Origin of the sequence: Salinispora tropica CNB-440, assembly GCF_000016425.1 — a bacterium.
GTDB lineage: Bacteria > Actinomycetota > Actinomycetes > Mycobacteriales > Micromonosporaceae > Micromonospora > Micromonospora tropica.
Map to the genome: position 1 here is coordinate 105,859 of NC_009380.1, position 21,460 is coordinate 127,318.

A 21,460-nucleotide genomic window follows, 5' to 3' on the forward strand; every position below is an offset into this window, starting at 1 on the left:
TGGACCGGCGCCGGTTCAGGCGTCCATGCCGCGCAGCACCAGTGGGAGCCGGTCGGCGGCATCGTCGACCACCCAGATCGGCACACCCCAGTCCTGCCGGGTCAGGTGGCACGCGGCGTGCGCCACGTCGGCGTCACAGGTCGCCGCCTGGGCAGTCACCTGGAGCACGCCTTCAGGGACCGAATCGCTGATCACCAGCTCGCGGGACAGCTCGGTGCTGGTGCCCGCGCCGGACAGGAGCAACTCCGGCGGGGACGCCGAGACCACCAGCCGGGTGGACGGGCCGTAGCTGTCGTCGAGCTTCTGACCGGGTGCCGGGGTGAAGATGACCTCCAGGGTCACCGCGCCGGCTCGCAGTTCGGTCGGCTTCCGCTCGGTGCGGTGCCGCGGGCCGTTGACGGTGCTGGCCCCGGCGGCGGTGAGCGCGCCCGGCGCGAGCCGGGTCAGCCGGTGGGCGGCGGACTCCACGACCAGCACCCCGCCGTCCGGGGTGAGCAGCAGGTCGCTCGGCTCGGCGAGCCCGTCGGCGACCGTGCCCACCGAGTCCGACTCCGGGTCGTAGCGGCGGACCGCCCCGTTGTACGTGTCGGCGATCAACACCGATCCGTCCGGCAACGCGCACACCCCCAGCGGATGCTGGAGTAGCGCCTGCGCCGCCGGCCCGTCAACGTGCCCGAACTCGAAGAGCCCCTGCCCGACCGCGGTGGTCAGGATGCCGTTCTCGACGTACCGGACCGCGCTGGTCTCGCTGTCGGCCACCCAGAGCCGGCTGCCGTCGGCGGAGACCGACAGGCCGGAGGGCTGGGCCAGCCACGCCTCGGCCAGTGGCCCGTCCTTGCGGGCCTCGACGGTGCTGCCCGCGTACATGCCGGTGGTGCGCTTCACCGGGTCGAACCACCAGAGCTGGTGGATGCCGGCCATGGCGATCACGAGGCGGTCGTCGTACCAGGCCAGGTCCCAGGGGGAGGAGAGGTCGACCGAGAGGGCGTCGTGGGCGTGGTCATCCACGGTGGAACGCCACTGCCGGCCGGTGCCGGCCACGGTGACCACCTCGCCGGTGGCGAGGCGTACGCCGCGCAGCAGGTGGTTGACGGTGTCGGCGACGACCAGGTCGTAGCCGACCAGCCGGGAGACCTGGGCCGGTAGCAGGCAGAGCCCCTGCGGCTCGGCGAAGGTGGCCGCTGTGGCCGTCCCGTCGGCCCGGCCGCGTGCGCCGGTGCCGATCCGGCGGAGCAGCGTCTCGCCGTCGGGGGCCAGCTCCGCGAGGGAGTGCCGGGCCGAGTCCGACACCAGCAGGTTCCCGTTGTCGAGTACGACAGACTTGCCGGGAAAACGCAGCGTGGTCTCCGGCTCGGCCGGCGGCACGTACGGTCCGTCACCCCGGCGCAGGGTGCCCTTGGCCTCGTGGGTGGCGATCAGGTCGTCCACGAGCCGGACCAGGCCCTCGGCATGTCCCTCACCGGCCATCGTGGCCACCACGTACCCCTCGGGGTCGATCACGGCCAGGGTCGGCCAGGCCCGGGCGGCGTACTGCTGCCACATGTTCAGTTCGGGGTCGTCGAGCACCGGGTGGTGTACGCCGTACCGCTCGACGGCGTCGGCCAGGGCGTCCGGGTCCTTCTCGTGTTCGAACTTGGGCGAGTGGACGCCGATGACCACGAGGACGTCGGCGTACTTCTGCTCGATGGGACGTAGCTCGTCGAGCACGTGCAGGCAGTTGATGCAGCAGAAGGTCCAGAAGTCGAGGACGGTTATGCGGCCTCGAAGGTCCGCCAGGTCCAGGTGTCGTCCGCCGGTGTTCAGCCAGCGACGGCCCTTCAGCTCGGGTGCTCGGACGCGAGGCGCGGTAGCCATAGGTCAACCCTCCCACGGCGGCGACGCCGGTGCCCGGGGGGACGGGCCAACGTGATGCGGGAAACGACGTGGCTGCGTACCGGGGCTCAGCCGCCCGAGCGCCGGAATGGTCCCCAGGCGACGAATCGGTCGAACAGGTCGCGGGGGTGTGGTCCGTCGTGGGGGTTGAGGTGGTAGAGGTCGTGCATGGCTTCGTAGAGGAGTCCGGCGAGGTAGATGGAGAGGCTGGGTTGTCGGGTTTCGTATTCGGCTTTGAGGAGGAGGCGGGCTTCGGCGCAGGGCCAGGGGTGGCCGCAGGCGCGGCAGGCCCACAGGGGTCGTAGTGGGGTGTGGGGTGGTTGGCTACCTGCTCGGTGGCGGGGGTGTTCGGGGTGGGGGCCGAGTCGTGGTTGGGGGAGGTGGTGGGGGTTCACCAGCGGCCTCCGTTGGCGCGCCACTGCTGGGCGGGGGTGAGCCAGCCGACGCGGCCGGGTTGGGGGTCGGCGAGGGTTGGTTGGGTCATCCACGCGGGCAGGTTGGGTGGTCGCTTCGGGTGCGGTGTTGGGGTGCGGTGCGGGGCGCTTGTGTGATGGGGTGTGTTGCCGTGGGGCGGCACGGTGTTTCTCCGACGTCGACTGAACCAGCGGATTCGCATGGGATCTCCCTTGGTGCCGGTGGAGGACCGCCCCCACGGGTGGGGCGGTCCGACAGCGCCTCCGGCGAGACAGGCCCTCCACCGGCTTACGCCGTTTCGTGGAGTCAGTCTTGCTCTCGGTAGTGGACAGTAAAAGCCCATCGACATATGGTCCGAAGACATCCGAAATGCCTTCCGGAGGGGCCATGAATGAGGCACTTCGGCTGGCCATGAACGAGGCTGGCCACACCGCTCAGACGCTCGCCGAACGGGTTGGGGTTGACCGGAAAACAACGACTCGGTGGCTCGTAAAGGATCATATTCCGCACCCGGCGCATCGCACGGCGGCGGCGGATGCTCTCGGCGTGGACAAGGAGGACATATGGCCGGACACTTCGAGACGTCGTAATCCGGTGTGGTTCCGCCCGTGGCAGGAATTCGAGCGGGAGGCGACGTCGCTTCGGTCCTATCAGTCCGTTGTGCTGCCGGGCTTGTTGCAGACCGAGGCCTACGCACGTGCGGTGCTGTCCAGTGGGGGAATGCGGGGACGCACCGAGGTTGACCGGCTGCTAGCCACCCGACTGTCGCGTCAGGCCATCCTCACCAAGGAGGACCCACCGCAGTTCGTGGCCGTGGTCGACGAGGTCGCCCTCCGACGCCCGGTCGGTGGCCGGGAGACGATGCGCCAGCAGGCACACGCCCTGCTGGCAGCCTGCGAGGCCCCACACGTCCGGATGCACGTCGTTCCCTTGACCGTCGGCGCCTACGCGGGTCTGAACGGACCGTTCGTCATCGGGACCGGCCCGGATCATCGGATGGCGGTCTACCTGGACAGCCAGCTGGAGGGGGAGATGGTTAGCACCCCGAATGACGTAGCGGCGATACTGGCGGCGTGGGAGAACGTGCGCGGCGAGGCGCTGTCCCACTGGCAGTCAGTTGATCTTCTCAGGGAAGTAGCTGAATCATGGACTTGACCGGTGCACGATGGCGCACGAGCAGCCGCAGCAGCGGCAACGGCGGCGATTGCGTCGAGGTTGCCGACAACCTTCCCGGCGTGGTGGGAGTCCGGGATTCGAAAGACCCGACCGGCCCGGTGTTGGTGTTCGGGCCGGCATCGTGGGGGGCGTTCGTCGCCCAGCTGCCGGGCCGCGACTGACCTACCACCGACACGGAAACGCGCCCGTCCCGACCCGGGGCGGGCGCTTCGTGACCAGGGTGCGCCCCCCCCAGAGCCGTCCGCTCCCCGAAGGTGCGCCGTGCCAGTGGTGGTTGACAATCGGGCAGGATGGCAACATGGCGAGCGACCTCCTGACCCGGGCTGAGCAAAACCGGGCCACAGCCCTGGCGGGCCTCGACCCGAAGTCCCAGGACTCCCTAGGGCAGTTCTTCACACCTGCGCGGGCTGCGGTTCTCCTCGCCTCGATGCCACAGCTCCCTGATGCGGGTCAGATTCGAGTCCTCGATCCTGGCGCTGGCTCCGGGATGCTTTCCGCCGCGTTGGTGGCTCGGGTGCTCAACGATCGGTCCAACCTCGCGGTACACGTGGTGGCAGTAGAGCGTGACGAGACCCTTCTACCGCAGTTGCGGGACACTCTCGATGCCTGCGCGACGGCAGGATCCGGCCGTGTGACCTACGAGTTGGTCACTGATGACTTCATCACCGCCTCAACCGGGACACGCCCGGACGAGCGGCTCGGTGGTTTCGACCTGGTCATCCAGAACCCTCCATACGGGAAGCTGGCGGCCTCAGCGCCGGCCCGCGCCGCAGTACGCGAGACTCAGGTGGACGCGCCGAACCTGTACGCCGCGTTCCTGGCGCTCGGGGCGGCGGCACTGAGACCGAATGGTCAGTTGGTCGCCATTACCCCGCGCTCGTTCTGCAACGGGCCGTACTTCGGTGCCTTTCGGGCCTACCTGTTGCGCCAGATTTCGCTCGATCGAGTGCATATATTCGAATCACGCTCCACCGTTTTCGCCGACACTGGGGTGTTGCAGGAGAACGTGATTTTTTCCGGCACCAGGGGAGGCGGCCGTGACACGGTGCTGCTCTCCGCGAGTAACGGACACGAGGATAAATCAACTGAGCGTAGGGTGCGGTACAGCGAAGTTGTTCATGCCTCCGACCCGCACCAGTTCATCCGGATTGCTTCCAAGGATGAGGACACGGAGGTGGCTGAGCGTATGCTGTCGCTGCCGGACACCCTGGCCTCGCTTGGAATCACCGCGTCCACGGGTCGTGTGGTCGACTTCCGCTCGCGGGACAGCCTGCTGTACCAGGCTGTCACCGAAGCCGCACCGTTGGTATACCCGGGCAACCTGCGGCAGGGGCTGGTGACCTGGCCAAGGGAGCTCCGGAAGCCGCAGTGGTTCCGACCGGCCTCCGAGAGAGATGCGAAGCTCCTCCTCCCGGAGGGCTGGTACTGCGTCATCAAGCGGTTCTCCGCCAAAGAGGAGCGTCGCCGTATTGTTGCCGCGGTCTGGTCTCCGGACCAGACTCCTGGCCCTGTTGCCTTCGAAAATCATCTGAATGTTCTTCACCTGAACGGAACGGGTCTCGACCGCGAGATCGCCTTCGGTCTGTCCATGTGGCTCAACTCTTCCCTCGTGGAAAAGTTTTTCCGTTCCTTCTCTGGCCACACCCAGGTTAATGCCACGGACCTCCGGACCATGCGGTTCCCGGATGCCGGGTCGCTGCATCATCTGGGACTTGTGTCACCTCATCCACTGTCTGGGCAGGAGGAGATTGACATGACGGTTGAAAAGGTGATCAGCAAGATTGATGTGGTCGCGTGAGCGTTGTCAGGAAGATCGAGGAGGCTAGTCAGATTCTGACTGCTCTCGGCATGGACGCCGAGCGGTCCAATGAACGCTCAGCGCAGACTCTTCTCGCCCTACTGCATTTGAAGAGTGATGACACTTGGGCGGATTCGGCCAATCCGATGCTAGGGACTCGAGCAATCATGGATTGGATACGTGACGAATACGGGCGGAGCTACGCCGCAAATACGCGGGAGACAATCAGGCGCTTTACCCTCCATCAGTTTGCCGACGCGTTCTTGATCCAGCAGAATCCTGACCAACCCACCCGACCGGTGAATTCGCCAAAATGGAACTATCAGGTCACGAGCGAGGCGCTCACGGTAGTCAAGGCGTTTGGTACTCCGGACTTCGATTCTGTGCTGAGCGAATATCTGACGAGGAAGCCGGGTCTAAAGGCTCAGTACGCGACAGCGCGTGCGAGAAACCGCATCCCCGTTACCCTACCCGGCGGGAAACCGTTCACCTTGTCCCCGGGTGGGCAGAACGTGCTCATAAAGCAGGTGGTCGAGGAGTTCTGCCCCCAGTTCACCCCTGGTGCTGAAGTACTCTACGTGGGCGACGCGGATGCCAAGTGGGCCCTCTTCGAGGCCGAGCGGCTGGCCGAGTTTGGCGTATCCATCGATCAGCACGGCAAGATGCCCGATCTTGTCGTATATCTTCCCGACAAGGACTGGATCGTGCTCGTGGAAGCTGCCTCCTCGCACGGTCCAGTTGATGCCAAACGGCATGGTGAACTAGCTGCACTTTTCAAAGGTGCAACACCCGGACTGGTGTACATCTCCTGCTTCCCGGATCGTAGAGAGATGCGTAAATATCTCCACCGGATTGCCTGGGAGACCGAAGTATGGTGCGCCGAAGACCCGACACACCTGATTCACTTCAACGGCGAACGGTTCCTCGGTCCATATAGCTAGATCGTGTTCAGCTCGGTCCGAGCCATTCGTTGCACCACGGCGGCGGGCAGTGCCGCTGGCTGGCGTCGCTGCTGACCGTCGTTTCCGCCAGAACGACCGATGGTGGGGCCACAGGTTCGGCTGTGGCCCCACCATCGTGTCGGGCTGGTCAGTTGGTCTTTTCGAGGCAGAGCACTCGGTTGCCGCCGGAGCCGCTGAGTGTCACGGTCGGCTGGGTTGTGTCGGTGCACTCCTCTTTGGTGTTCACCTTCGACACGACCGTGTGCGCCTCAGCGTCGCCGCAGTCCACCGCCACGGCCGATTCCCCCGCTTGCTCGACGCAGCTGCCGACCGCTGGGTCGAAGACCGGTGCCGCATCGTCCCGGCTGAGTTTGCCGGCCAGCAAGAGCAGGCCCAGCGGTATGGCCAGGATCAGCACGGCGGCGACGAGCACCGCGGCCAGCACCCGGCCGTTACGGACCTTCGGGATGGGCGCGTCGGCCGCCGGCTCGGCGATCGGCTGGAACGCGTCGAAGCGGTTCTGCTCCGGGTCCGAACCGGCCGGGCCGTTCTGGTCCCAGGATGGTGTGGAGGGCTGCGCCTGGTCCCAGGATGGTGTGGGGGGCTGCGCCTGGTCCCAGGACGGGGCCGGGGGCTGCGCCTGGTTCCAAGCCTGGGTGGGGGGCTGCGCCTGGTTCCAAGCCTGGGTGGGGGGCTGCGCCTGATCCCAGGACGGGGCCGGCGGTGGGATCGCCGACTCGGGTTGCGGCGGGAAAGCGGTGGTGCTGTTGACGTTGGCGGCGCCCGTTGCCGGCTCGCCGAACCGGTCGGCGGGGCGTTCCTCACCGGGGTGTGGCCGGGTGCCATTGACCGGTCGGTCGCTGGCTGGGGCGTCAGCGAAGGTGGGGATGCTTGGCGGGAAGGGTGCCGCGGGAGCCGGTACGACGGGCGCGTAGCCGGTGGGGCTCGGGGGCCGCTCCTCGTTGCCGCGACCGAAGCCACCGTCCACACCGAAGCCGCTTTCCGGGACCACACCGCCGTCCGGGCGCAAGCCGCCTTCTGGGCTGAAGCCGTTGTCCGGGCCGAAGCCCCGGTTGGTGCCGAGCTCGGTGTCCCGGCCGTGCTCCGGCGGCCCCTCCGGACCGAAGCGCTGCGGGTCGGCCTGGTAGCCCTCGGGCTCCGCTGGCTCTGGGGGCGCGGGCCGGCCATACACGCGCGGCTGTGGCGCTGGCGTGGGAGGCACCTGCGCCTGGTCGGCCGGGGGTGTCACCCGGCTGGCCAGCGGCACCGCGGCGCTGGCCGAGACGCCACCGGACACCGCCGGGGGTACGGGCAGTTCGGCGGATTCCGGGGAACTACGCGGCGCGGGCACCGCCGGGGGCGCGGGGGCCTCCACCGGCCCGGCCGGTGGAGGCCATCCGTGCTGGTCTGCCCCGTATCCGGGTTCGAAGCGAGCGGGCTCCTGGGCACCCAGCGGTGGAGCGCCGAAGTCGACCGGTGGTGGTGGAGCGGCGGCCGGTGGCGGTGGCGCGGCGGCCGGTGGTGGTGGCGCGGCGAAGTCGACCGGTGGTGGTGGAGCGGCGGCCGGTGGTGGTGGAGCGGCGGCCGGTGGTGGTGGCGCGGCGAAGTCGACCGGTGCGCCGGCTGCCAGGCTGGCGCCGGGCACCCGCTGCTCCTGCGGCGGGAGCGGGACCGCATTGGCGGGAGAGATACCGGGGCCCGGCGTCGGCTGGTAGACCGGAGGCTCCCCGGGGCTCCCCGGCTCCTGCCCGGCAGCCGCCGATCGTTCGGCGTTACCCCAGGCCTCTTCCGGCGCCCACGGCTTGACGCTGGGCATGTTCAGCCCATCGCCCGCGCTGCGTGGCGTCGGTACCCAGGGTTGCGCGGGACGTTCACCGGGCGGAGCCGTGCCGGCATGGCTCGACGGCTCCCCGGGGTGCCAGCCGCCCTCGTTGCTCGTGGCGACAGCGGGACTCCCGGGCGCCCAGGCGACCGCCTCCGGTGCCCAGCCGCCCGACGGCGCCGGATCTGGTTGGCCGGCTCCGGCGTGCCACTCAGATGTCGGCTCGGGCCGGCCGCTCACCGGGGCGTCCGGCATGGGCTGGCTGGGTGCCGGCTGGGGCACCTGCGCCGTGGCCCGGACGACCGGGGGCGGCTGCTGCTGCGTCCAGGCCGGTTCGGTGGACCGGGGCGGGGCCCATCCCGCCGAAGCGGGTGCCGGGCTCGGCTCCGGCGGTTGGGCGGTGCCCCAGGCGGGGGCCGGGGGTGCGTCGGTTGCCCAGGCAGGCCCGGCCGGGGTCGGGTGCGCGGGGGGCGGAGGCGCCCAGCCCAGATCCGGCTGCCCGGCGGCGTACCCGTTGTCCTGCTTCGCCGGCCGGTCGCCGTATGGCGTCGGTCCGCCAGCGCCCGGCGACGCCTCTTCCGGCTGCTGGCCGGGGTGGTGCGTGCCTTCGGACGTCATGCGTGCGCCTCCTCCATCAGCTTCGGCCGCGGATGCCGGCGCGCGGCACGGCAACCGGCGCCGTCGGACCGCGCCCCGGCCGCTCTCCGCACCGTATCCGGTCCTCCTGAAGCGAGGTTTCGGGAGCATCGGACCGCTACTCCGTGTTGCCGGGCGGTTTCGATTGGGTTCGATCCGGAACCGCCCTGCCGCATCGGCGAGCGACGACCGGACACCACCGTACCGGGCGGCGGGTGATGGCGAAATCCCGGTGTCAGCCCGGTACGGGCGTCGATTGACGTGTGCGCGTCGCGGAATGCCGAAGGCCCGCCCGGCGGAGCCGGCGGGCCTTCGGTGAGGAGGCGAGAAAAGTCGTGGGCGGGTCAGTACATCTGACGCTGCGCGATGGTGAGGATCTCGTCGCGGACCGCCGGTGAATTGGCGGAGCGCAGCGCGCTCTCGATGGCGCGGGCGCGGCGGCTGGCGTCGCGACGGCTGCGGAATCGATCGATCATGCTCATGGGGTCTCACTCCTGGCTATTCGGTTGTCGGTAGCCCCTGCTGACACCAATTGAAGCGCAACCAGTCTCGAGATCGCCAACGATTCTTAGGTGAGCTGGGACACGAGCCGAACGATCTAAGGTGAGTTGGCCATTTGACTAACGGTGCCTTACAAAGAGGCGACGGCCGGTGTCCCGGGGCGTCAACCCCGGCACACCGGCCGCAGCGGATCAGCCGATCGTTATCGGTCAGGTCCAGGCGAGCAGCGCCGCCTCCGGATCGGCGAGGAAGTCGCCGATGTCCCGCAGGAACCGCGAGCCGAGCTCCCCGTCGATGATCCGATGGTCGAACGAGAGGCCAAGTGTGGTGACCTGGCGAGGGCGGACCTTGCCCTTATGTACCCACGGCATCTTGCGGACCGCGCCGAAGGCCAGGATCGCCGACTCACCCGGCGGCAGAATCGGCGTACCGGTATCCACACCGAAGACCCCAACGTTGGTGATGGTCAACGTGCCGCCGGACATATCTCCCGGTGAGGTCTTCCCGGCCTTGGCGGTCTGAACGAGATCGGTCAGCGAGTCCGCCAGCTCCCGCAGGGTGAGCCGCCCCGCGTCCTTCACGTTCGGCACGATCAGGCCGCGCTCGGTCGCCGCCGCGATGCCGAGATTGACGTAGTCCTTGACGACGATCTCATCGCCCGCCCAGGTCGAGTTCACCATGGGGTGGCGCCGGACCGCCAACAACACGGCCTTGGCGACCAGCAGCAGCGGGGAGACCCGGACATCCCGCCACTCCCGCCGCTGGCGGAGCCGGTCCAGGGCCTTCATCGCCCGGGTCATGTCGACGGTCAGGAACTCCGTCACGTGTGGCGCGGTGAACGCCGAGCGGGACATGTTCTCCGCGGTCAGCTTCCGGACTCCCTTGACCGGGATCCGCTGCTCGCGATGTGCACCGACGTTCGCCGTCGTGCTACCGACCGGCACGGCCGCCGCCAACGGTTCAGCCGTCGTCGGGGTGGCGCTCGCCGCCTGCCGTACGTCCTCCCGGCTGATCGAGCCGAGCGGACCGGATCCGGTCACAGTGGACAGATCGACCCCGAGATCCTTCGCGAGTTTGCGTACCGGAGGCTTGGCCAGCACCGGAGTACCGCCGGCCGGACCACTGCGCCCGCTACCGGGGGTAGGCCCGGTGGCCACCGGTACGGGGGTCGGCTGGGCCGGTACGGGGGTCGGCCGGGCTGGAGCGGCTGGAGCGGCCGGCGCGGTCCCCTTCCGGGGGCGGCGCTTCGCGGCGGTGGTACGCGGGCCGTAGCCCACCAGCACCGGAGTGCGCCCACCGGACGTGGCATCGCCGTTCTGGCCGGACTCGGTCGAGCCCCTGGGGGCCTCCACCGCCGCGGACGCGGCGGCCGACGAGGCCTTCGCGGTGCCGCCGGTCGGCTCCGGTGTCGCCAGCGGGCCGGCGGTCGGGTCGGTGTCGATCGCGATGATCGGCGTTCCGACCTCGACGGTCGCGCCCTCCGCATGGAAGATCGACTGCACCCGGCCGGCCCACTTCGCCGGGATCTCGACCGCTGCCTTGGCGGTCTCCACCTCGACGATGGGCTGGTTCAGCTCGATGGTGTCGCCCACCTTGACGAGCCAGCTGAGGATCTCCCCCTCGGTCAGGCCCTCGCCCAGGTCGGGCAGGTTGAATTCCTTGACTCGTGACATCTCGCTCACCAGCCGAAGGTGCGGTCGACGGCGTCGAGCACCCGGTCGAGGTCGGGCAGGTACTCCTCCTCCACCCGGGAGGCCGGGTAGGGGATGTCGAAGCCGGTCACCCGCAGCACCGGAGATTCCAGGGAGTAGAAGCACTCCTCGGTGATCCGGGCCGCGACCTCGGCCCCGAGGCCGATGTTCGACGGCGCCTCGTGCACCACGACGGCCCGACCGGTGCGGCGTACCGACTCGTACACCAGACCCAGGTCCAGCGGGGCGAGCGTGCGCAGGTCGATGACCTCCAGCTCGCGGCCGTCCTCGGCGGCGGCGGTCGCCGCGTCCAGGCAGGTGCGCACCATCGGCCCGTACGCGATCAGGGTCGCGTCGGTGCCCGGCCGCGCGACCCGGGCGGCCTGCAGCGGGTAGGCCTCCGGCAGCGGCTGGTCGATCTCGACCGGACCCTTCTCCCAGTAGCGGCGCTTGGGTTCGAGGAACACAATCGGGTCGTCCGACGCGATGGCCTGCTGGATCATCACGTACGCGTCCTGCGGGTTGGCGCAGGTGGCGACCTTGAGCCCGGCGGTGTGGGAGAAGTACGCCTCCGGCGACTCCGAGTGGTGCTCCACCGCCCCGATGCCGCCACCGAACGGAATACGGATCACCATGGGGATTTTCAGCTTGCCGCGGGAGCGGTAGTGCATCTTTGCCACCTGCGACACGATCTGGTCGTACGCCGGGTAGACGAAGCCGTCGAACTGGATCTCGCAAACCGGCCGGTAGCCTCGGATGGCCAGGCCGATCGCGGTGCCGATGATGCCCGACTCGGCGAGCGGGGTGTCGATCACCCGCTGGTCACCGAAGTCCTTCTGGAGCCCGTCGGTGATCCGGAAGACGCCGCCGAGCTTGCCGACGTCCTCGCCCATGATGACGACCTTCGGGTCGCTCTCCAGGGCCTTGCGCATTCCGGCGTTGAGGGCCTTGCCGAGGGTGAGGGTCTCCGTGGCCATCAGTGCGCGCTCCCCTCGAACGACTCCAGGTACTGGTTGAACTGCGCCCGCTGCTGGTCGACCAGGGGCGATCCGTTGGGGTAGACGTGGTCGAACATGCTGCTCGGCTCCGGGTTCGGCATCTCCAGCACCCGCTCGCGCAGGTGCACCGACTCGCGCTTGGCCTGCTCGTCCACCTCGGCGAAGAAGCCGTCGTCGGCGATCTTCTGCTTCTCCAGGAAGGTCTTCATCCGGGCGATCGGATCCTTGGCCTGCCAGGCCTCGACCTCGCTGGCGATCCGGTACCGGGTGGGGTCGTCGGAGGTGGTGTGCGCCCCCATCCGATAGGTGTACGCCTCGATCAGGCTCGGGCCCTGCCCGTGCCGCGCGTTGTCCAGCGCGTGCCGGGTCACCGCGTAGGTGGCCAGCACGTCGTTGCCGTCCACCCGAAGGCCGGGGAAGCCGAAGCCGGCGGCCCGCCGGTAGAGCGGGATGCGGGTCTGGCGCTCCAGCGGCTCCGAGATGGCGTACTGGTTGTTCTGGCAGAAGAAGACCATCGGCGCGTTGAAGACGCTGGCCCACACGAACGCCTCGTTGACATCGCCCTGGCTGGTGGCGCCGTCGCCGAAGTAGGCGATCACCGCCTCGCCCTCGTCGGTGCCGGTCTTGCCGTCCATGGTGATGCCCATGGCGTACCCGGTCGCGTGCAGGGCCTGTGCCCCGATCACGATCGTGTACATGTTGAACTTGAACTCGTTCGGGTCCCAGCCGCCCTGGTCAACTCCGCGGAACAGGCCCAGCGGCATGATCGGGTCGATACCCCGGCAGTAGAGGACGCCGTGTTCCCGGTAGGTCGGGAAGGCCATGTCCTGCGTACGCAGTGCCCGGCCGGAACCGACCTGGGCCGCCTCCTGGCCGAGCAGGCTCGCCCAGAGGCCCAGCTCGCCCTGCCGCTGAAGGGCGGTCGCCTCGGCGTCCAGCTTTCGCACCAGCACCAGGTCCCGATAGAAGCCGCGGTACTCCTCGTCGGTGAAGTCGACCCGGTATTCGGTGCCGTCCGGCCCGGTCACACTCTCGATGCGCTCACCTTCGGGGGTGAGTAGCTGCACCAGCTCGGGGTCGCCGGTCGCGCCCTTCCTGGATCGGGGTACGGCCCGCCGGCCGCGGGTGTTGACCCCGGGGTCGCCCTTTGCCATCCGTCTCTCCCTGTCGTGTCTGCGTCAGCGCCGGGGGTAACCCGGCGACGCGCAACTCGTGCGCCTGCCCGGCTGCTGCCGGACAAGATCCTGGCGGCCACGCCTAGCCCCGGTGGGGGTTGCCGCGCGGCGTGAGCCGGATCCAGGGGAGTGGATCCGGTTCGGGAGCGCCGGCGCCCAGCCGTACCGCCTGCGGGGTGCGCGGAGGTTCCGGCTGCGTTGCCGTCGTGGTCAATACTCGCATCACACGTGAGTACGCCCACAGTCCGGCCCGTCCGCGTCCCGCCGGGTGCCTGCTTCGTTATTCGGATTCCGGAGTGTCGGCGGTAGTGGCGCAACATCGAACTCGGGACGTTTTAGACCACTTTCGGCGCATTGGCGTGTCGACACGCTGCGCTATTTGGCTTACGCAATGTTACTGGGTCAGGGTGGAGGTACTGCTTGCGCCACGGCTGCCCGGTTAGGTCACTGCCGTCGGCTGAGGACGACGAGGAGGGTGGCGTGCCGGAGTCAGGTGATGCGGCGGGACCGCCCCGACGGTCATCACGCTGTGGTCCGGGGGCGACAGCGGCTCGGCACCGCTCGGCTTCCGGCTACCGGCGGGTCGTCGGTGCTCACCGTGCCCCCGGCGGCGCGCGTCCCTCCCGCGGCTACCTGTTGACGGTGGCGCTGCTCGTCGGGACCGCTTCCATGCCGCTGCTCGCCGCGGCCGGTGCTGGCTCGGCCACCAGGCCCCCGTCGGCTGACCATTCATCGCCGCCGTCATCCGCGCCAGCGGTCTCGCCGCCCCCTTCGCTCTCGTCTGCCTCTGTGTCACCTTCCTCCCCTGAACCCTCTCCCTCCCTCACGCCCTCTTCTCCGCGCGCGTCGAGCCCTGCCCCGGCGTGGAGCTGACTATCAGAGATCTGTTCCTTTTGGATTGACCTCTTCTGTTAATAGATGATTGAGAAAATATTGGTGCATTTCATAACATTAATCGTGATGGCTTAGTTTTAATGTGCTTTTCCGGTCCATGGGTTGTGATTCTGAATAGGTTCGGCGTTCCGGCTACACAGGGTGGTGGCGGTTGTGGCAGGATCAGCCAGCCAAGTTGAGATCACCCGCTATGGATCTTGGAGATATTGTGTTGTTTGTCGATGCCATTCGTTCGGTGCTTACCCAGTATGCTGGCTTCAGTGGGCGGGCTCGTCGCTCTGAATACTGGTGGTTCTACCTCTTCATAACCATCGTCAATATCGTGTTCGGGTGCCTTAGCGGTGTGGCGGAAGCCGCCGTCTTCATTGGCCTGATCGTGTCCCTGGCACTTCTCCTGCCGACTATCGCGGTCAGCGTGCGACGTCTGCACGACACCAACCGTTCCGGCTGGTTCATGCTGCTCGGGCTGATCCCGATTGTCGGCGGGATTATCCTGTTGATCTTCTTCACGCAGGACAGCAAGCCCGGCCCGAACCGCTTCGGCCCCAACCCGAAGGACCCGGCCGCCTCCGGTCTGGTCGCCTGAGACGCTTCGACTGCTGGCCGGGGCCGACATGGCCAGGTCACCTGATCGCAGGTCCGCCAACCCTCACTGCCGCTGAGGGCTTTGCCCCAGATCAAAGCCCTCAGCGGCAGGCTTTTCGGAAAGCGCGAAAAGGCCTGCGTTTCAGGACCCTTCGTCGGTGAGATGGTGTCGGTTTTCCTCGATCCACGCGTCGAGTGCGGCCGGGTCGTCCGGGTCGACGCCGTCCGCCAGTAACTGGGCGACCGCCGCGGTCGCGGGGCTGCGTCGCTCGCCGGTGCTGTAAAGGCGGGCAAATTCCGGCACCATCTCGTCAACCGCGGCATCAACGCGGGCCGCCGCTGCTGCCGACAGCCCCCGCTTACGGCCCGCATACGCCGCCCATCCCCGCAGAACCCGGGGTAGCAGCGCCGCGTCGTCCATGTCCAGTACGGCCCGCCGGTGCACCCAGTCCAGCAGGAACAGCCCGGCGACCGTCGGGCTCCACCGCAGCGGGTCGGGGTCGGTGAAGGTGGCGGTGTGATCCAGTAGCAGCCCGAGGCAGAAGTGCAGGGAAGCCAGCTGGTCATCGTCGAGGGAGTCCAGCCCGAACTGGGTGGCCTCCGGCGCGGCGAGGAACCGCCGGACCAGGTCTGTCCGCTCCGCCGCGGTGAGCGGCTCCGCCCGCTGGTCCCCTGCCGCCCGGCTCGTCGGCAGTAGCGCGAGCCGGGCCCCGACCAGGGCGCGGTCGGTGGCGAGCGATCCTTCTCCGGGCAACTCGCTGAGCTCGTCGGTGATGGCCAGGTGCCGACTCACCTCGGTGTGCATCGCAGCTGGTGCCTCGTCCCGGAACCAGGTCAGCTCGTCCTCGGCGCACATCTGGCGGATCTGGTCGAGGACCCGGGCCGGCGGGCCGCCAACGAAGATGTCCTTGGTGATGCCGATGTTGTGGTCCACGAGTGCCACCAGGGCGTGTTCCGGACCGCCTGTCGGATCGTCGTAGGCGAAAGTCGCCAGGTAAGAGGTCTGGTCGCCGAAGACGTCCCCGTAGGCCCAGCAGCCGGTGAGGTGGACCCGGCCGAGCTGCCCCGACCAGGCGGGTGCGGCAGCGGCCGGCCGGACCCGGTCGGCACCGGCCGCGTCCGGCACCAGGGCGGCGAAGACCGAGCGGATGGTGGTGGCCGCCGCGGCCCGGCGGCGGGAGGTGGCGGCGAGGAAGTCGCTGACGAAAGCGCGTACGGCGTCGTCCCGTCGAGTCTCGGCGACCGCATAGACACTGCCCAGCAGCGCCGCGCCGAGTCGCTCGGCGTCCAGTGCGTTGTCGAGCTCGGCCACGTCACGGGCCGCGTGAAGCACCGCGTCGTAGGGGGTCTGCGCAGTTCCCATCCACCGACCCTACGCTGCGACCCACCCGCGGTGGCACCGGAAGTAGTCGGTCGTCCCACCACCCCCGACTGGTTCCCCGACACGGTGAGCGGCGGGCGTGCCGAGGTGGTGGAGCCCGGGTGAAGGTCGGCAACCGTACGGCGACGGCGGGTGGGTTGCGCCGGGTACGCTCAACCCCGACTTGACGATCGTCGGCGGCGTGGCAGTATTGAGCCCAGTCCACTCAACTTGTGCTGGGTGCACTGCGGCGACGCCCGTCACCTGCTCAACCGAACGAAGCGAGGAAGCGAAGATGGCACGTGCGGTCGGTATCGACCTCGGCACGACGAACTCCTGCGTCAGCGTCCTGGAGGGCGGTGAGCCCACCGTGATCGCCAACGCCGAGGGCTCGCGGACGACCCCGTCGATCGTCGCGTTCGCCCGAAACGGCGAGGTGCTTGTCGGTGAGGTCGCCAAGCGGCAGGCGGTGACCAACCCGGACCGGACGATTCGGTCGGTCAAGCGGGAGATCGGCACCGACTGGTTCGTCGACATCGACGACAAGAAGTACACGCCACAGGAGATCTCGGCCCGTACGTTGATGAAGCTCAAGCGGGACGCCGAGGCGTACCTGGGTGAGCAGATCACCGATGCGGTGATCACCGTTCCGGCGTACTTCAACGACGGCCAGCGGCAGGCCACCAAGGAGGCCGGTGAGATCGCCGGCTTCAACGTGCTGCGGATCGTCAACGAGCCGACCGCGGCCGCCCTGGCGTACGGGCTGGACAAGGGCTCCAAGGAGCAGACCGTCCTGGTCTTCGACCTCGGCGGCGGCACCTTCGACGTGTCGCTGCTGGAACTGGCCGAGGGCGTCATCGAGGTCAAGTCGACCAGCGGCGACAACCTCCTCGGCGGGGACGACTGGGACCAGCGGATTATCGACCACCTGGTCAAGACCTTCAACGGTGAGCACGGCATCGACCTGGCCCAGGACAAGATGGCGATGCAGCGCCTCAAGGAGGCGGCGGAGAAGGCCAAGATCGAGCTGTCCGCCGCTGCCACCAGCAACATCAACCTGCCGTACATCACCGCTGGTGCCGCCGGTCCGCTGCACCTTGACGTGACGATCACCCGCGCCGAGTTCCAGCGGATGACGCAGGACCTGCTGGACCGTTGCAAGGGCCCGTTCGAGCAGGCCGTCAAGGACGCCGGGATCAAGGTCGGCGATGTCGAACACGTCATCCTGGTCGGCGGTTCGACCCGGATGCCGGCCGTGACCGAGCTGGTCAAGCAGCTCACCGGCCGGGACCCGAACAAGGGCGTGAACCCGGACGAGGTCGTCGCCGTCGGCGCCGCCCTGCAGGCCGGTGTGCTCAAGGGCGAGGTCAAGGATGTCCTGCTGCTCGACGTGACCCCGCTGAGTCTCGGAATCGAGACCAAGGGGGGCATCTTCACCAAGCTGATCGAGCGCAACACCACCATTCCGACCAAGCGCTCCGAGGTCTTCACCACGGCTGACGACAACCAGCCGTCCGTGTTGATCCAGGTCTTCCAGGGTGAGCGGGAGATCGCCGCCTACAACAAGAAGCTCGGCACCTTCGAGCTGACCGGCCTGCCGCCGGCGCCGCGCGGCATGCCGCAGATCGAGGTCACCTTCGACATCGACGCCAACGGCATCGTGAACGTCCACGCGAAGGACACCGGCACCGGCAAGGAACAGAAGATGACGGTCACCGCCGGCTCCTCGCTGCCGAAGGAGGACATCGAGCGGATGCGTCGGGACGCCGAGGAGCACGCCGAGGAGGACAAGCAGCGGCGTGAGGAGGCGGAGACCCGCAACGTGGCCGAGGCGCTGCAGTGGCAGACCGAGAAGTTCCTCGCCGAGAGCGGCGACAAGCTGCCCACCGAGTCCCGGGACCAGATCAACGAGGCGCTCGGCGAGCTGCGCAGTGCCCTCGGCGGTCAGGACATCGAGAAGATCAAGTCTGCGCACGCGCAGCTGGCCCAGGTTTCCCAGCAGGCCGGCTCCCAGCTCTACACCCAGCAGCAGGGTGAGCAGGCCGGTGCGACCGGCGACCAGGCTGGCGCTCAGGCCGGTGGCCCGGACGACGTGGTCGACGCGGAGATTGTGGATGAGGACAAGGGCAAGAAGTGACCGTTCTCGGACACGGACTTCACGTACAGGATGAGGTAACCGCATGACGGACAAGCCACGAGCCACCGACCCGGACGCCACCGGGTCGGTGCCGGGTGGCTCCGCCTCCGCCGGCGAGGCCGGTGCGGAGCCGCGGGTTGTGATCCGTGACAACCGCAAGATCAGCAATGCTGCCGGCGCCAGCTCGGATGCTGCTGGCACGGGCTCGGACTCCGGCTCGGACGCGGCGGACGCGGACGCGGCCGCCGCCGACGCCGGGTCGGATGTCCCGGCAGCAGGGCTGGTCGAGGAGGCGGATGTCGTGGTTGACGAGATCCAGGCCGAGACCACCGAGGGGTCACCCGTCAGCCCGCCGGTGGTGGACGCGCCGGCCGAGCCGGTTGACGCCGCCACAGCGACCTCACTCGGGGCAGAGCTGGAGGCGTTGCGGGCCGATCTGGATGAGCGGACTCGGGACCTCCAGCGGGTGACCGCGGAGTACGCCAACTACCGCAAGCGGGTCGATCGAGACCGGGCGCTCGTCACCGAGCAGGCCACCGGCTCGGTGCTCGCCGCGTTGCTGCCGATCCTCGACGACCTCGACCGGGCCCGTGAGCACGGTGACCTGGTGGGACCGTTCGGATCGGTGGCGGAGCAGCTCACCACCGCGCTCGGCAAGTTCGGGCTGACCCCGTTCGGTGCCGAAGGCGACCCGTTTGACCCGACCCAGCACGAGGCGGTGACGCACCAGACCTCGGCCGAGGTCACCGAGCCGACCTGCGTACAGGTCATGCGGCGGGGCTACCTGGTAGGGGAGCGGCTGCTGCGGCCGGCGCTGGTCGGGGTCGCCGAACCGGAGTGAATGGGTGGCACGACGGCATGATCGTCCCGCCCGCCCGACTGGGGCGGGCGGGACGATCACTGGAGGGAAGGGGGCGGACCGGTGAGTTCCAAGGACTGGATCGAGAAGGACTTCTACGCCGCCCTTGGCGTGGGCAAGGCCGCCTCTGCTGATGAGATCAAGAAGGCGTATCGGCAGCTGGCGCGCGAGTCGCACCCGGATCGCAACCCTGGCGACGCAAAGGCCGAGGAGCGGTTCAAGGCGGCCTCCGAGGCGTACACGGTGCTCGGCGATGACGCGAAGCGCCGGGAGTACGACGAGATGCGTTCGTTGTTCGGCTCGGGCGCGTTCCGGCGCAACGCCCGCGGAGCGGGCCAGTCCGGCGGGGCGCCGTTCGACGTCGGCGACCTGTTCGGTGGCGCGGCCGGTGGTGATCGGCGGTTCAGTGGAGCAGGGTTTCAGGACCTGTTCGGTTCGATCTTTCCGGGTGGGGGTGGGACCGCATCGCGTGGCCCGGCTCGGGGACGGGACGTGGAGACCGAGGTCGCGCTCGACTTCGGCGACGCGATTCGCGGGGTGACCCTGCCGCTGACGTTGCGGACGCCGGGGGTGTGTGACACCTGTCACGGCGACGGGGCGAAGCCCGGCACGCAGCCGCGTGCCTGTCCGACCTGTCGCGGTGCCGGCGTGACCACCCGTAACCAGGGGTCGTTCAGCTTCTCCGAGCCCTGCTCCGACTGCCAGGGCGTTGGCACTGTGGTGGACGAGAAGTGCCCGGAGTGTCAGGGCACCGGTGGCGTCACCAAGAACCGTACGTTGAACGTCCGGTTCCCCGCCGGGGTGGCCGACGGTCAGCGGATCCGGCTGGCCGGTCGGGGTGAGCCCGGGGCGCGGGGCGGGCCCGCCGGTGACCTGTTCATTCAGGTCAAGGTCAGTCCGGACGACCTGTTCGGGCGAGCCGGAGACGACCTGACGCTGACGGTGCCGATCACCTTCGCTGAGGCGGTACTCGGCACCGATCTGCGGGTACCCACCTTCGACGGCGCGGTAACCCTCCGGGTGCCGCCGGGTACGCCGAGCGGACGTGTCCTCCGGGCCCGGGGCAAGGGAGTGGTCCGTACCGCCGGGCGGGCCGGTGATCTGCTGGTCACCCTTGAGGTGACGGTCCCGGCGAAGCTGTCGGAGGAGGCGCGGGCGGCGTTGGAGACGTTTGTCGCCCAGACCCCGCCGGCTGCTCGGGAACATCTCGACGCGCGGGTGCGTCGGGGGAGCTGACCGGGCGGCGGGCTCGGTGGAGTGCACGCGGAGGTGATCGGGGATGGCGGACAACTTCGTCGGTGCGGATGACCCTGCCTACGAGGCCAAGGTACTGATGATCTCGGTGGCTGCCCGGATGGCGGGCATGCACCCGCAGACGCTGCGCCAGTACGACCGGCTCGGTCTGGTGCAGCCCGGTCGTGCGACCGGGGGCGGTCGTCGATACAGCGTCCGGGACGTGGTGCTGCTCCGTGAGGTGCAGCGGCTCAGCCAGGACGACGGCATCAACCTGGCTGGGGTGAAACGAATCATCGGGTTGGAGCGGCTGCTGGAGCAGGCGGAGCAGCGGGTGGCTCGGCTGGAGGTGGAACTGGAGGCCGCGTACCGCCGGATCGCCGAGTTGGAGGCGGTGGCCCGCTTCCCCGGCAGCGACCTGATGCCTGCCAGCCGTACCTCCACCGCGTTGGTGGTCTGGCGTCCCCGCCGGAACCCGGAGCGGTGAGCCGGCGCCGCGTTCGGGGTTTGGCCGCGAGAGGCGGGCGGGTCGACTAGTCTCAGGATTAGCTCCAAATCCACCCAAAACGGACTCCACTGGCAGGGGGCTATGGCGGAATCAGCCAAGAGTCTCGCCCAGCAGGCGGAGGACCGCCTCGAGCAGGTGGCCGAGGCGGTCCGAAAGCGGTTCGACGAGCTCACCGAGGGAAGGTTCAGCGACCAGATCAAGGACGGACGGTTTGCGGATCCGGGTGACTCCGGCGCCGACCAGGGGCACCCCGCGAACCAGCATCAGCGTCGCTGACCGAGCAGGTCGGCCGATGGACGGGCCGGGACCCACGGGGGGTCCCGGCCCATCCAGTAGCAGGCAACGCCCCGGTAGCCGCCACTCCCCGCCCGGCCGGCCATCACGCCGGGTCTCGGCTGACCGCGAGCCGGGGTGGGTCTCAGGGGAGGCGACGGTGCTCCCGGACCAGTCCCCCCTCGCACCAGTCGCGGTAGACGAAGACGTCCGGCTGGGCCAGCAGGACCCGGCTGTTGTGCGCCCACGCCCGCATCGGATCGTCCCCATCCCGCTCGGCCCGTTCCACCAGCTTCCAGAAACGTCGCTTCGGGTGGGCACGAAACGTCGTCCGGATCCCGTCTGCGGCATAGATGTAGAGGCAGTGCAGCGCGAAGCGGCGGGCCGGGCAGGCCGGATCCATCGCCAGGTCGAAGAGGGTGGCTACCAGCCTGTTGCCAGAGACCAGGAGGTCCCAGTCCTGCGGCATGGAGGTCAGCGGTACCGAGTCGGGATGGTAGGCCCAGGCCCGAAGCTCTGCCGGTGACGGGTCGACCGGGTTCGCGAAGCCGTGGAACGTCGAATCCTGCGCGCTCACCGGCCAACCC

At 68.8% G+C, this 21,460-nt stretch carries 19 protein-coding genes; 10 read left to right on the plus strand and 9 right to left on the minus strand.

Features of this window, described 5'->3' with window-relative positions:
* Positions 1-15 precede the first annotated feature (15 nt).
* Both STROP_RS00500 and STROP_RS23375 read right to left on the minus strand, forming a co-directional pair.
* Complete coding sequence (locus STROP_RS00500) at positions 16-1,854, minus strand: NHL domain-containing thioredoxin family protein (protein ID WP_011904022.1); 1,839 nt, start codon at positions 1,852-1,854, stop codon at positions 16-18.
* Between the two features lie 86 nt (positions 1,855-1,940).
* Positions 1,941-2,267: a hypothetical protein gene (locus STROP_RS23375; RefSeq protein WP_011904023.1), complete on the minus strand. Its 327-nt coding sequence runs from the start codon at positions 2,265-2,267 to the stop codon at positions 1,941-1,943.
* A 406-nt stretch (positions 2,268-2,673) separates the two neighbouring features.
* Between STROP_RS23375 and STROP_RS00505 the strand changes: the two genes are divergently transcribed.
* The 4 genes from STROP_RS00505 (at position 2,674) to STROP_RS00520 (ending at position 6,201) form a co-directional block, all read left to right on the plus strand.
* Complete coding sequence (locus tag STROP_RS00505; protein ID WP_011904024.1) at positions 2,674-3,441, plus strand: helix-turn-helix domain-containing protein; 768 nt, start codon at positions 2,674-2,676, stop codon at positions 3,439-3,441.
* Complete coding sequence (locus tag STROP_RS00510; protein WP_011904025.1) at positions 3,432-3,623, plus strand: DUF397 domain-containing protein; 192 nt, start codon at positions 3,432-3,434, stop codon at positions 3,621-3,623. The genes STROP_RS00505 and STROP_RS00510 overlap by 10 nt, the downstream gene beginning before the upstream one ends.
* Positions 3,624-3,760: 137 nt before the next feature.
* Positions 3,761-5,260, plus strand: coding sequence for an Eco57I restriction-modification methylase domain-containing protein (locus STROP_RS00515; RefSeq protein ID WP_011904026.1), 1,500 nt, complete (start codon positions 3,761-3,763; stop codon positions 5,258-5,260).
* Positions 5,257-6,201 carry a BsuBI/PstI family type II restriction endonuclease gene (locus tag STROP_RS00520; RefSeq protein ID WP_011904027.1) on the plus strand — a complete coding sequence of 315 codons (945 nt, stop codon included), beginning with the start codon at positions 5,257-5,259 and terminating at the stop codon, positions 6,199-6,201. The genes STROP_RS00515 and STROP_RS00520 overlap by 4 nt, the downstream gene beginning before the upstream one ends.
* Before the next feature lie 148 nt (positions 6,202-6,349).
* Here STROP_RS00520 and STROP_RS00525 read toward each other — a convergent pair whose 3' ends face one another.
* From STROP_RS00525 to pdhA, 5 genes are all read right to left on the minus strand, one after another.
* Positions 6,350-8,641, minus strand: coding sequence for an LppU/SCO3897 family protein (locus STROP_RS00525; protein ID WP_028569338.1), 2,292 nt, complete (start codon positions 8,639-8,641; stop codon positions 6,350-6,352).
* 362 nt (positions 8,642-9,003) lie between these two features.
* Positions 9,004-9,141 (minus strand): hypothetical protein, encoded by a 138-nt coding sequence (locus tag STROP_RS24965; protein ID WP_020678821.1) that lies wholly within the window; start codon positions 9,139-9,141, stop codon positions 9,004-9,006.
* Positions 9,142-9,369: 228 nt separating this feature from the next.
* Positions 9,370-10,833, minus strand: coding sequence for a dihydrolipoamide acetyltransferase family protein (locus tag STROP_RS00530; RefSeq protein ID WP_011904029.1), 1,464 nt, complete (start codon positions 10,831-10,833; stop codon positions 9,370-9,372).
* 5 nt (positions 10,834-10,838) lie between these two features.
* Positions 10,839-11,828 (minus strand): alpha-ketoacid dehydrogenase subunit beta, encoded by a 990-nt coding sequence (locus tag STROP_RS00535; RefSeq protein ID WP_011904030.1) that lies wholly within the window; start codon positions 11,826-11,828, stop codon positions 10,839-10,841.
* Positions 11,828-13,003 (minus strand): pyruvate dehydrogenase (acetyl-transferring) E1 component subunit alpha, encoded by a 1,176-nt coding sequence (gene pdhA, locus STROP_RS00540; protein WP_011904031.1) that lies wholly within the window; start codon positions 13,001-13,003, stop codon positions 11,828-11,830. The genes STROP_RS00535 and pdhA overlap by 1 nt, the downstream gene beginning before the upstream one ends.
* 1,123 nt (positions 13,004-14,126) lie before the next feature.
* Here pdhA and STROP_RS00550 point away from each other — a divergent pair.
* Positions 14,127-14,504: a DUF805 domain-containing protein gene (locus tag STROP_RS00550; RefSeq protein WP_011904033.1), complete on the plus strand. Its 378-nt coding sequence runs from the start codon at positions 14,127-14,129 to the stop codon at positions 14,502-14,504.
* Positions 14,505-14,645: 141 nt separating this feature from the next.
* On the opposite strand, the gene STROP_RS00555 is transcribed toward STROP_RS00550, so the two are convergent.
* Complete coding sequence (locus STROP_RS00555) at positions 14,646-15,866, minus strand: hypothetical protein (protein ID WP_011904034.1); 1,221 nt, start codon at positions 15,864-15,866, stop codon at positions 14,646-14,648.
* Positions 15,867-16,158: 292 nt separating this feature from the next.
* On the opposite strand from STROP_RS00555, the gene dnaK reads away from it, so the two are divergent.
* From dnaK to STROP_RS00580, 5 genes are all read left to right on the plus strand, one after another.
* Positions 16,159-18,000 (plus strand): molecular chaperone DnaK, encoded by a 1,842-nt coding sequence (dnaK, locus tag STROP_RS00560; RefSeq protein ID WP_011904035.1) that lies wholly within the window; start codon positions 16,159-16,161, stop codon positions 17,998-18,000.
* Between the two features lie 43 nt (positions 18,001-18,043).
* Positions 18,044-18,841, plus strand: a complete 798-nt coding sequence (gene grpE / locus STROP_RS00565; protein WP_011904036.1) for a nucleotide exchange factor GrpE — start codon at positions 18,044-18,046, stop codon at positions 18,839-18,841.
* Positions 18,842-18,922: 81 nt separating this feature from the next.
* Positions 18,923-20,095 carry a molecular chaperone DnaJ gene (gene dnaJ / locus STROP_RS00570; RefSeq protein ID WP_011904037.1) on the plus strand — a complete coding sequence of 391 codons (1,173 nt, stop codon included), beginning with the start codon at positions 18,923-18,925 and terminating at the stop codon, positions 20,093-20,095.
* A 43-nt stretch (positions 20,096-20,138) separates the two neighbouring features.
* Positions 20,139-20,579 (plus strand): heat shock protein transcriptional repressor HspR, encoded by a 441-nt coding sequence (locus STROP_RS00575; RefSeq protein WP_011904038.1) that lies wholly within the window; start codon positions 20,139-20,141, stop codon positions 20,577-20,579.
* 102 nt (positions 20,580-20,681) lie between these two features.
* Positions 20,682-20,876: a hypothetical protein gene (locus STROP_RS00580; RefSeq protein ID WP_011904039.1), complete on the plus strand. Its 195-nt coding sequence runs from the start codon at positions 20,682-20,684 to the stop codon at positions 20,874-20,876.
* Between the two features lie 142 nt (positions 20,877-21,018).
* Here STROP_RS00580 and STROP_RS00585 read toward each other — a convergent pair whose 3' ends face one another.
* A complete protein-coding gene (locus tag STROP_RS00585) occupies positions 21,019-21,450 on the minus strand; it encodes a hypothetical protein (RefSeq protein ID WP_011904040.1) in 432 nt (143 codons plus the stop codon).
* Between the last annotated feature and the right edge of the window lie 10 nt (positions 21,451-21,460).

Excerpts from the sequence above, each read along its gene's own strand:
- grpE (WP_011904036.1), top strand. The coding sequence starts at position 18,044 with ATGACGGACAAGCCACGAGCCACCGACCCGGACGCCACCGGGTCGGTG.
- STROP_RS00505 (WP_011904024.1), top strand. The coding sequence starts at position 2,674 with ATGAATGAGGCACTTCGGCTGGCCATGAACGAGGCTGGCCACACCGCT.
- STROP_RS00510 (WP_011904025.1), top strand. The coding sequence starts at position 3,432 with ATGGACTTGACCGGTGCACGATGGCGCACGAGCAGCCGCAGCAGCGGC.
- STROP_RS24965 (WP_020678821.1), bottom strand. The coding sequence starts at position 9,141 with ATGAGCATGATCGATCGATTCCGCAGCCGTCGCGACGCCAGCCGCCGC.
- STROP_RS00580 (WP_011904039.1), top strand. The coding sequence starts at position 20,682 with ATGGCGGAATCAGCCAAGAGTCTCGCCCAGCAGGCGGAGGACCGCCTC.
- STROP_RS00525 (WP_028569338.1), bottom strand. The coding sequence starts at position 8,641 with ATGACGTCCGAAGGCACGCACCACCCCGGCCAGCAGCCGGAAGAGGCG.
- pdhA (WP_011904031.1), bottom strand. The coding sequence starts at position 13,003 with ATGGCAAAGGGCGACCCCGGGGTCAACACCCGCGGCCGGCGGGCCGTA.
- STROP_RS00515 (WP_011904026.1), top strand. The coding sequence starts at position 3,761 with ATGGCGAGCGACCTCCTGACCCGGGCTGAGCAAAACCGGGCCACAGCC.
- STROP_RS00500 (WP_011904022.1), bottom strand. The coding sequence starts at position 1,854 with ATGGCTACCGCGCCTCGCGTCCGAGCACCCGAGCTGAAGGGCCGTCGC.
- STROP_RS00530 (WP_011904029.1), bottom strand. The coding sequence starts at position 10,833 with ATGTCACGAGTCAAGGAATTCAACCTGCCCGACCTGGGCGAGGGCCTG.
- dnaK (WP_011904035.1), top strand. The coding sequence starts at position 16,159 with ATGGCACGTGCGGTCGGTATCGACCTCGGCACGACGAACTCCTGCGTC.
- STROP_RS00535 (WP_011904030.1), bottom strand. The coding sequence starts at position 11,828 with ATGGCCACGGAGACCCTCACCCTCGGCAAGGCCCTCAACGCCGGAATG.
- STROP_RS00575 (WP_011904038.1), top strand. The coding sequence starts at position 20,139 with ATGGCGGACAACTTCGTCGGTGCGGATGACCCTGCCTACGAGGCCAAG.
- STROP_RS00555 (WP_011904034.1), bottom strand. The coding sequence starts at position 15,866 with ATGGGAACTGCGCAGACCCCCTACGACGCGGTGCTTCACGCGGCCCGT.